This window comes from Pseudomonas lactucae, assembly GCF_016937615.1.
Lineage (GTDB): Bacteria > Pseudomonadota > Gammaproteobacteria > Pseudomonadales > Pseudomonadaceae > Aquipseudomonas > Aquipseudomonas lactucae.
The window spans coordinates 1-9,036 of record NZ_JAFHKI010000010.1; the positions used below are offsets into that span (position 1 = coordinate 1).

The window sequence follows — 9,036 nt, forward strand, 5'->3', positions numbered from 1 at the left end:
GGGGCTTGCCCCCGATGGCGATTTATACAGCGCCTTTTTCTCAAGCCTTCCCCAGGCCCATGTTCACAATTCTTCCTTTTCCCGTCCTTCGATGAGTTTTTTCAATCGAATTCGAGTGGCTGCGCCCGCGTTTATCAGCTACCATTTTCGCAAATGAACATTAATGTTCGAATTCCAATACGAAATAAATCGCGAGGCCAGCCGATGAACCCTTCTACCTTGCCTGCTCCACCGCTTGCCGAAGTCTATGACGTCGCCGTTATCGGCGGCGGGATCAATGGCGTCGGCATTGCAGCAGACGCAGCCGGGCGCGGTTTGTCGGTATTCCTTTGCGAAAAGGACGACCTGGCCAGCCACACTTCCTCCGCCAGCAGCAAGCTGATCCACGGCGGCCTGCGCTACCTGGAACATTACGAATTCCGCCTGGTGCGCGAAGCGCTGGCCGAACGTGAAGTGTTGCTGGCCAAGGCCCCGCACATCGTCAAGCAGATGCGTTTTGTATTGCCGCACCGCCCGCACCTGCGTCCGGCGTGGATGATTCGCGCGGGGCTGTTCCTGTACGACCACCTGGGCAAGCGCGAAAAGCTTGCCGGCTCCAAAAGCCTCAAGTTCGGTGCCGACAGCCCGCTGAAAAGCGAAATCACCAAAGGCTTCGAATACTCCGATTGCTGGGTCGATGACGCCCGCCTGGTGGTACTCAATGCCATGGCGGCCCGCGAAAAAGGCGCGCACATCCACACGCAGACCCGCTGCATCAGCGCACACCGCAGCAATGGCCTGTGGGAAATGAACATGGAACGCACCGACGGCAGCCTGTTTTCGATCCGTGCCCGCGCGCTGGTAAACGCGGCCGGCCCGTGGGTCGCCAAGTTCATCAAGGACGACCTCAAGCTGGACTCGCCCTACGGCATCCGCCTGATCCAGGGCAGCCACCTGATCGTGCCGAAGCTGTACGAAGGCGCCCACGCGCACATTCTGCAGAACGAAGACCAGCGCATCGTGTTCACCATTCCGTACCTGAACCACCTGACCATCATCGGCACCACCGACCGCGAATACACCGGCGACCCGGCTGCAGTTGCGATTACCGAAGGTGAAACCGACTACATGCTCAACGTAGTCAATGCGCACTTCAAGAAGCAGCTGAGCCGCGACGACATCGTCCACACCTATTCCGGCGTACGCCCACTGTGCAACGACGAGTCGGACAACCCCTCGGCGATCACCCGTGACTACACGCTGTCGCTGTCCGGAGGCACGGGTGAGGCGCCGATCCTGTCGGTGTTCGGCGGCAAGCTGACGACCTACCGCAAGCTCGCCGAGTCGGCAATGGCGCAACTGGCACCGTATTTCACCCAGATGCGCCCGAGCTGGACCGCCAAGGCCAGCCTGCCGGGCGGCGAAGACATGACCACGCCAGAGGCCCTGGCCGACGCCATTCGCAGCAAATTCGACTGGCTGCCGAGCGAGATCGCACGCCGCTGGTCCACCACCTACGGCAGCCGTACCTGGCGCCTGCTCGAAGGCGTGCAGTCGCTCGCCGACCTGGGCGACCATCTGGGTGGCGGTCTGTACACCCGCGAAGTCGACTACCTGTGCGCCGAAGAATGGGTCAGCCAATCCGAGGATGTGCTGTGGCGGCGGACCAAGCTAGGCCTGTTCACCACCCCGCAGGAACAGGACAACCTGCAGCGGTACCTGTCCAAGGTTGAACAAAACCGCAGCAAAACCCAGGCGGCCTGACAGATTCGTCCTGCAAAAGCCCCTGCGCCGTGAGGCCCAGGGGCTTTTTTATGCCCGGCCGATCATTCGGTTTTCCGAACGCGATGCCTCAGCCTATTCGGTTTGCCGGACCATCAGGTTGATTATTGCTCGTCATATAAAGTTAATTTTCATATAAATCATATGTTTAACCTTTTATCACTGGCCTGGCACGACTCATGCTCTACACTCTTCGACGATTGCCTGAGGACGCCTCAGGAGCCGTCATGGCATTCGCTGTACAAGAGAGCCGCTCAGCCGGCTTCATAAAAAAAACAAATGTCGAGGAAGTATTGATGCGCATCGTTCCCCATATCCTGGGCGCAGCTATCGCTGCCGCTTTGATCAGCACGCCAGTCTTTGCCGCCGAACTCACCGGCACACTGAAGAAAATCAATGACTCCGGCACCATCACCCTCGCTCACCGCGACAGCTCCATTCCGTTTTCCTACATCGCGGATGGTTCGGGCAAACCGGTTGGCTATTCCCACGACATTCAAGTGGCTGTCGTCGAGCAACTGAAAAAAGACCTGAACAAGCCCGACCTGAAGGTCAAGTACAACCTGGTGACCTCGCAAACGCGTATTCCGCTGATCCAGAACGGTACCGCGGACCTGGAATGCGGCTCCACCACCAACAACGCCGAACGCGCCCAGCAAGTTGACTTCACCACCAACATCTTCGAAATCGGCACTCGTCTGCTGGTCAAGAAAGACAAGGATGGCAAGCCAAGCTACGCTGACTTCGCCGACCTGAAAGGCAAAAACGTCGTGACCACCGCCGGCACCACGTCCGAGCGCATCATCAAGGCGATGAACGCCGACAAGCAGATGGGCATGAACGTCATCTCCGCCAAAGACCACGGCGAATCCTTCCAGATGCTCGAAAGCGGCCGTGCCGTTGCGTTCATGATGGACGACGCCCTGCTGGCCGGCGAAGAAGCCAAGGCCAAGAAGCCGGACGACTGGGTCATCACCGGTACTCCGCAGTCCTTCGAAGCCTACGCTTGCATGGTTCGCAAAGGCGATCCGGACTTCAAGAAAGCTGTGGATGACGCCATCGTCGCCCTGTACAAATCCGGCGAGATCAACAAGATCTACAGCAAATGGTTCGAAAGCCCGATCCCACCGAAAGGCCTGAACCTGAACTTCCCGATGAGCGACAAGGTCAAGGAACTGATCAAGAACCCGACCGACAAGCCGGCTCCGGAAGTAAAAATCTGATTCCTGACTAACCTTACCTCCTGGGGGAGCTCACCCTCCCCCAGGCGTCTGTTACTACCTGCTGGCTATAACTTGGAACACTCGACCTGGCGGTTTTCGAGCCGATCGTGTGTGCCTGACGTTCTCCGTCAGGCGGGAATGGATGTTCCCCAAGCGGGTGCTTGTACATCGATCGATCTCGAGGGGAGACCCTAATGAATTACAACTGGGACTGGGGCGTGTTCTTCAAGTCCACCGGCGTGGGCAGCGAGACTTATCTCGACTGGTACATCGCGGCCTGGGCTGGACCATCGCCATCGCTGTCGTGGCATGGATTATCGCCTTGCTGCTGGGCTCCATTCTGGGGGTCATGCGCACCGTGCCAAACCGTATCGTATCGGGCATCGCGACCTGCTACGTGGAACTGTTTCGTAACGTGCCGCTGCTGGTTCAGCTGTTCATCTGGTATTTCCTGATACCCGACCTGCTGCCGCAGAACCTGCAGGACTGGTACAAACAAGACCTGAACCCGACCACCTCGGCCTACCTGAGCGTTGTCGTGTGCCTGGGCCTGTTCACCGCCGCTCGTGTGTGCGAACAAGTGCGTACCGGTATCCAGGCGCTGCCACGTGGCCAGGAATCCGCGGCGCGCGCCATGGGCTTCAAGCTGCCGCAGATTTACTGGAACGTGCTGCTGCCCCAGGCCTACCGCATCATCATTCCGCCGCTCACCTCGGAATTCCTCAACGTGTTCAAGAACTCCTCCGTGGCGTCCTTGATCGGCTTGATGGAACTGCTGGCGCAAACCAAGCAGACCGCCGAGTTCTCGGCCAACCTGTTTGAAGCCTTCACCCTGGCCACGCTGATCTACTTCACCCTGAACATGAGCCTGATGCTGCTGATGCGCGTGGTCGAGAAGAAAGTCGCAGTGCCCGGCCTGATCTCCGTGGGGGGTAAATAATGGACTTCGATTTCAGCGGCATCATCCCCGCTATCCCGGGCCTGTGGAACGGCATGGTCATGACCTTGCAGCTGATGGTCATGGGCGTGGTCGGCGGCATCATCCTCGGCACGATCCTCGCGCTGATGCGCCTGTCGTCCAGCAAACTACTGTCGCGCGTGGCCGGCGCCTACGTGAACTACTTCCGCTCGATCCCGCTGCTGCTGGTGATCACCTGGTTCTACCTGGCGGTGCCGTTCGTGCTGCGCTGGATCACCGGCGAAGACACCCCGATCGGTGCGTTCACCTCCTGCGTCGTGGCCTTCATGATGTTCGAAGCCGCGTACTTCTGCGAAATCGTGCGGGCCGGCGTGCAGTCGATCCCCAAGGGCCAGATGGGCGCAGCACAGGCGATGGGCATGACCTATGGCCAGACCATGCGTCTGATCATCCTGCCCCAGGCGTTCCGCAAGATGACCCCGTTGCTGCTGCAACAGAGCATCATCCTGTTCCAGGACACCTCGCTGGTCTACACCGTGGGCCTGGTGGACTTTCTCAACTCCGCCCGCTCCAACGGCGACATCATCGGCCGCTCCAATGAGTTCCTGATCTTTGCCGGTGTCGTCTACTTCATCATCAGCTTTTCCGCCTCGCTGCTGGTCAAGCGTCTGCAAAAAAGGTTTGCCGTATGATCTCTATCAAGAACATCAACAAGTGGTATGGCGACTTCCAGGTGCTGACCGATTGCAGCACTGATGTCAAAAAAGGCGAAGTGATCGTGGTGTGCGGGCCGTCGGGCTCGGGCAAGTCCACCCTGATCAAGTGCGTCAACGCGCTGGAACCGTTCCAGAAGGGCGACATCGTGGTCGACGGCACCTCCATCGCCGACCCGAAGACCAACCTGCCGAAACTGCGTTCGCGCGTGGGCATGGTATTCCAGCACTTCGAGCTGTTCCCGCACCTGACCATCACTGAAAACCTGACCATCGCGCAGATCAAGGTGCTGGGCCGCAGCAAGGAAGAAGCCACCCAGAAAGGCCTGCAACTGCTGGAACGCGTGGGCCTCTCGGCGCACGCCCACAAGCACCCCGGCCAACTCTCCGGCGGCCAGCAACAACGCGTGGCCATTGCCCGCGCCCTGGCCATGGACCCGATCGTCATGCTGTTCGACGAACCGACCTCGGCCCTGGACCCGGAAATGGTCAACGAAGTACTGGACGTGATGGTGCAACTGGCCCAGGAAGGCATGACCATGATGTGCGTGACCCACGAAATGGGCTTTGCCCGCAAAGTGGCCGACCGCGTGATCTTCATGGACGCCGGCAAGATCATCGAAGACTGCCCGAAAGAAGAGTTCTTCGGCGACATCAGCGCCCGCTCCGAACGCGCGCAGCACTTCCTTGAGAAAATCCTGCAGCACTAAGTACTACGCAGCTCCTACTGTGGAAACCGAGCCAATGTGGGAGGGGGCTTGCTCCCTCCCACATTGGATCGCACAGGCCGGCAGCTCTGGTTGACCCAAGGCATCTGTGATGAAATGCGACCCCAACCAATTTCGCGCCGCACCGCCATCACTTGCCGTGAAACCTCGTCTGATTCGCCAACTGTTCCTGCCGCCGTTGACCATCGCACTGATGATCGGCCTGGGTTATATCGGCTTCTGGATCAGCGAGTACTACGGTATCCGCACCCTTAGCGACACGGGCGAACGCCAGTTGGAGTTGCATGCCCGCACGGTCGAAAGCGAACTGAGCAAATACACCTACCTGCCCAGCCTGCTGGAGCTGGAGTCCAGCGTCTCGAAGCTGTTGGCCGATCCAAACCAGGAAACCCGCAAGACCGTCAACGATTACCTCGAAGGCCTGAACCGACGCAGTCGCAGCCGGGCCATCTACGTGATGGACACCACCGGTCGGGTACTGGCTACCAGTAACTGGCGCGATGCCGACAGTTACCAGGGTGAAGACCTGTCCTTTCGCGCCTATTTCCAGAACGCCGTACGCGGCCAGCCCGGACGCTTCTATGGCATCGGCAGCACCAATGGCGAACCTGGCTATTACCTGGCCCATGGCCTGGAAGAACACGGCAAGATCATCGGCGTCGCCGTGGTCAAGGTGCGCCTCGAAGCCCTCGAAGAACGCTGGCAGCGCGCGCGCCTGGAAGCCTTCGTCAGCGACGAGAACGGCATCATCATCCTCTCCAGCGACCCGGCTCGGCGCCTCAAGGCCGTGCGGCCATTGAGCAACGAGACCAAGGAGCGACTGGCCCACAGCCTGCAATATTACTGGGCCACACTCAACGAACTGGAACCCCTGGCCCGCGAACGGCTCAACGAAGGCACCGAGAAACTGACCTTCCCGGCCAACAGCGAAGTGGTCAACGACGAGCACGCCGTCAGCTACCTGGCGCAAACCCGCCCGCTCAATGACACGCCGTGGAATTTCACCCTGCTCACCCCGCTCAACGACCTGCGCCGCGCTGCGATCAACCAGGGCATCCTGGTGGCCGTGGCGTTTGGTCTGGTGGCGTTTTTGCTGATCGCCTGGAACGAGCGGCGCAAGGTCATCGCCACCCGTCTCGCCGCACGGGAAGCCTTGCAGGAAGCCAACAGCCAGCTGGAGCGACGGATTGCCGAACGCACCGCCGACCTGCGCGCCAGCAACGAACGGCTCAAGGGCCAGATTCGCGAACGGCGCCAGGCCGAAGAGACGCTGCGCCGTGCCCAGGATGAACTGGTGCAGGCCGGCAAACTCGCCGCTATCGGCCAGATGTCCACCAGCATCGCCCATGAACTGAACCAGCCGTTGGCGGCGCTGCGCACCTTGTCCGGCAACACCGTGCGCTTCCTTGAGCGCGGCGCCCTGGACACCGCCAGCGCCAACCTCAAGACCATCAACGAACTGATCGACCGCATGGGCCGCATTACCGCCAGCCTGCGTTCCTTTGCCCGACGCGGTGATGACCAGGGCGAGGCCAGCCTCGCCAAAGCGGTGGACGCCGCGTTCCAGGTACTCGGTGCCCGCCTGGACAGCCTGCCATTGACCGTGCACCGCGACTTTGCCAACGCTGACGTGCAGATTGACCAGACGCGCCTGGAGCAGATCCTGGTCAACCTGATCGGCAACGCCCTCGACGCCATGCAGGCGCAACCGGCTCCCGAGCTGTGGCTGGAAGGCAGCAGCGGCGAAGGCAAATACCGCCTGCAGGTACGCGACAATGGGCATGGCATCGACGCCGAGACGCGCAAACATCTGTTCGAACCGTTTTTTACCACCAAACCCGGCGAGCAAGGCCTGGGGCTGGGCCTCACGCTGTCCGCCAGCCTCGCGGCGGCGACCGGCGGCAACCTCGCCGTGGAACACCCGGCCGGTGGTGGTACTGCCTTTGTCCTGAGCCTGCCGTTGGCGGGCACTCAACCAGCTGAGTCGACATGAATATTGATCCCCAAGACCTCACCGTGCTGATCGTCGAAGACGACCCCCATGTGCTGCTCGGCTGCCAGCAAGCCCTGGCGCTGGAAGACATCCCCAGCGTGGGCGTGGGCAGCGCCGAAGAGGCGTTGACGCGCGTCGGCGAAAACTTCGCGGGCATTGTGATCAGCGACATCCGCCTGCCGGGCATCGACGGCCTGGAGCTGCTCACCCGACTCAAGGCCCTGGATAAAAGCCTGCCGGTGGTACTGATCACCGGGCATGGCGATATCTCCATGGCCGTCGGCGCCATGCGCAACGGCGCCTACGATTTCATGGAGAAACCCTTTTCCCCCGAACGCCTGGTGGACGTCGCCCGCCGCGCCCTGGAACAACGCGGGCTGGCGCGGGAAGTCTGGTCGCTGCGCCGCCAGCTGGCCGAGCGCGACTCCCTGGAAGGCCGCATCATCGGCCGCTCCCCGGCCATGCAGAACCTGCGCGAGCTGATCGCCAACGTCGCCGACACCTCGGCCAACGTGCTGATCGAAGGCGAAACCGGCACCGGCAAGGAACTGGTCGCCCGTTGCTTGCATGATTTCAGCCGGCGCCACGCCCACCAGTTCGTCGCGCTGAACTGCGGCGGCCTGCCGGAGAACCTCTTCGAAAGCGAGATTTTCGGCCACGAGGCCAACGCCTTCACCGGCGCCGGCAAGCGGCGTATCGGCAAGATCGAACACGCCCACGAAGGCACGCTGTTCCTTGATGAAGTGGAAAGCATGCCGATCAACCTGCAGATCAAACTGCTGCGGGTGTTGCAGGAGCGTACGTTGGAACGCCTGGGTTCGAACCAGAGCGTGGCAGTGGATTGCCGGGTGATCGCCGCCACCAAGTCCGACCTCGACGAGCTGAGCCGTGCCAGCCAATTCCGCAGCGACCTGTACTATCGCCTCAACGTGGTCACCCTGGAACTGCCACCGCTGCGCGAGCGCCGCGAAGACATCCTGCAGCTGTTCGAGCATTTCCTGCAGCAGTCATCGCTACGCTTCGACCGCGCCGTGCCGGAGCTGGACAACCAGACCTTGTCGAGCCTGATGAGCCACGACTGGCCGGGCAACGTGCGCGAGCTGCGCAACGTCGCCGAACGCTTCGCCCTCGGCCTGCCCGCCTTCAAGAAAAGCGGCGCCGGCAGCGGCAACCAGGGCGTGGCCTTCACCGAGGCGGTGGAAGCGTTTGAGCGCAACCTGCTCAGCGACGCCCTGCAACGCAGCGGTGGCAACCTGACCCAGGCCAGCCAGGAGCTGGGGATGGCCAAGACCACGCTGTTCGACAAGGTCAAGAAATACGGGTTGAGTCACTGATGGATCTGTTCCTGAAGGCCGCCCTTGGCGCGGCGGTGGTACTGATCCTGGCCGCGCTGGCCAAGACCAGAAACTACTACATCGCGGGGTTGGTGCCGCTGTTCCCGACCTTTGCGCTGATCGCCCATTACATCGTCGGCAAGGGCCGTTCGCTGGACGATTTGAAGACCACCATCCTGTTCGGGATGTGGTCGATCATTCCGTACTTTGTGTACCTGGCGACGTTGTACGTGATGGTGGATCGGATGCGGTTGGAGGCCTCTTTAGCCGTAGCAGCGGTAGCATGGCTGATGGCGGCGACGATCCTGGTGAGTATCTGGGTACGCATCCATACCTGACCCGACTCGGTCAAAAATGTGGGAGGG

The 9,036-nt window shown here is 60.9% G+C and carries 7 protein-coding genes and 1 pseudogene; all 8 read left to right on the forward strand.

Going from position 1 to position 9,036, the window contains the following annotated elements; all coding sequences use genetic code 11:
* The first annotated feature begins 204 nt into the window (after positions 1-204).
* The 8 genes and pseudogenes from glpD to JWR98_RS02305 all read left to right on the forward strand — a co-directional run bounded on the left by glpD (position 205) and on the right by JWR98_RS02305 (position 9,009).
* Positions 205-1,743, forward strand: coding sequence for a glycerol-3-phosphate dehydrogenase (gene glpD / locus JWR98_RS02270; RefSeq protein ID WP_078731782.1), 1,539 nt, complete (start codon positions 205-207; stop codon positions 1,741-1,743).
* 314 nt (positions 1,744-2,057) lie between these two features.
* On the forward strand, positions 2,058-2,984 hold the full coding sequence (locus JWR98_RS02275) for a glutamate/aspartate ABC transporter substrate-binding protein (RefSeq protein ID WP_078731938.1): 927 nt from the start codon (positions 2,058-2,060) through the stop codon (positions 2,982-2,984).
* 194 nt (positions 2,985-3,178) lie between these two features.
* A pseudogene (locus JWR98_RS02280) lies at positions 3,179-3,924 on the forward strand (amino acid ABC transporter permease).
* The gene (locus JWR98_RS02285) at positions 3,924-4,595 is read left to right on the forward strand and encodes an amino acid ABC transporter permease (RefSeq protein WP_078731781.1); all 672 of its coding nucleotides are present in this window, start codon (positions 3,924-3,926) and stop codon (positions 4,593-4,595) included. The pseudogene JWR98_RS02280 and the gene JWR98_RS02285 overlap by 1 nt, the downstream one beginning before the upstream one ends.
* Positions 4,592-5,326, forward strand: a complete 735-nt coding sequence (locus JWR98_RS02290; RefSeq protein WP_003172079.1) for an amino acid ABC transporter ATP-binding protein — start codon at positions 4,592-4,594, stop codon at positions 5,324-5,326. The genes JWR98_RS02285 and JWR98_RS02290 overlap by 4 nt, the downstream gene beginning before the upstream one ends.
* Before the next feature lie 109 nt (positions 5,327-5,435).
* The gene (gene aauS, locus JWR98_RS02295; protein ID WP_078731780.1) at positions 5,436-7,337 is read left to right on the forward strand and encodes a two-component sensor histidine kinase AauS; all 1,902 of its coding nucleotides are present in this window, start codon (positions 5,436-5,438) and stop codon (positions 7,335-7,337) included.
* A complete protein-coding gene (gene aauR / locus JWR98_RS02300) occupies positions 7,334-8,671 on the forward strand; it encodes a two-component response regulator AauR (RefSeq protein ID WP_078731779.1) in 1,338 nt (445 codons plus the stop codon). Before aauS ends, aauR begins: the two co-directional genes overlap by 4 nt.
* Positions 8,671-9,009, forward strand: a complete 339-nt coding sequence (locus JWR98_RS02305; protein ID WP_003172076.1) for a GlpM family protein — start codon at positions 8,671-8,673, stop codon at positions 9,007-9,009. Before aauR ends, JWR98_RS02305 begins: the two co-directional genes overlap by 1 nt.
* The last annotated feature ends 27 nt before the right edge of the window (positions 9,010-9,036 follow it).

Excerpts from the sequence above, each read along its gene's own strand:
- JWR98_RS02275 (WP_078731938.1), top strand. The coding sequence starts at position 2,058 with ATGCGCATCGTTCCCCATATCCTGGGCGCAGCTATCGCTGCCGCTTTG.
- aauS (WP_078731780.1), top strand. The coding sequence starts at position 5,436 with ATGAAATGCGACCCCAACCAATTTCGCGCCGCACCGCCATCACTTGCC.
- JWR98_RS02290 (WP_003172079.1), top strand. The coding sequence starts at position 4,592 with ATGATCTCTATCAAGAACATCAACAAGTGGTATGGCGACTTCCAGGTG.
- JWR98_RS02305 (WP_003172076.1), top strand. The coding sequence starts at position 8,671 with ATGGATCTGTTCCTGAAGGCCGCCCTTGGCGCGGCGGTGGTACTGATC.
- aauR (WP_078731779.1), top strand. The coding sequence starts at position 7,334 with ATGAATATTGATCCCCAAGACCTCACCGTGCTGATCGTCGAAGACGAC.
- JWR98_RS02285 (WP_078731781.1), top strand. The coding sequence starts at position 3,924 with ATGGACTTCGATTTCAGCGGCATCATCCCCGCTATCCCGGGCCTGTGG.
- glpD (WP_078731782.1), top strand. The coding sequence starts at position 205 with ATGAACCCTTCTACCTTGCCTGCTCCACCGCTTGCCGAAGTCTATGAC.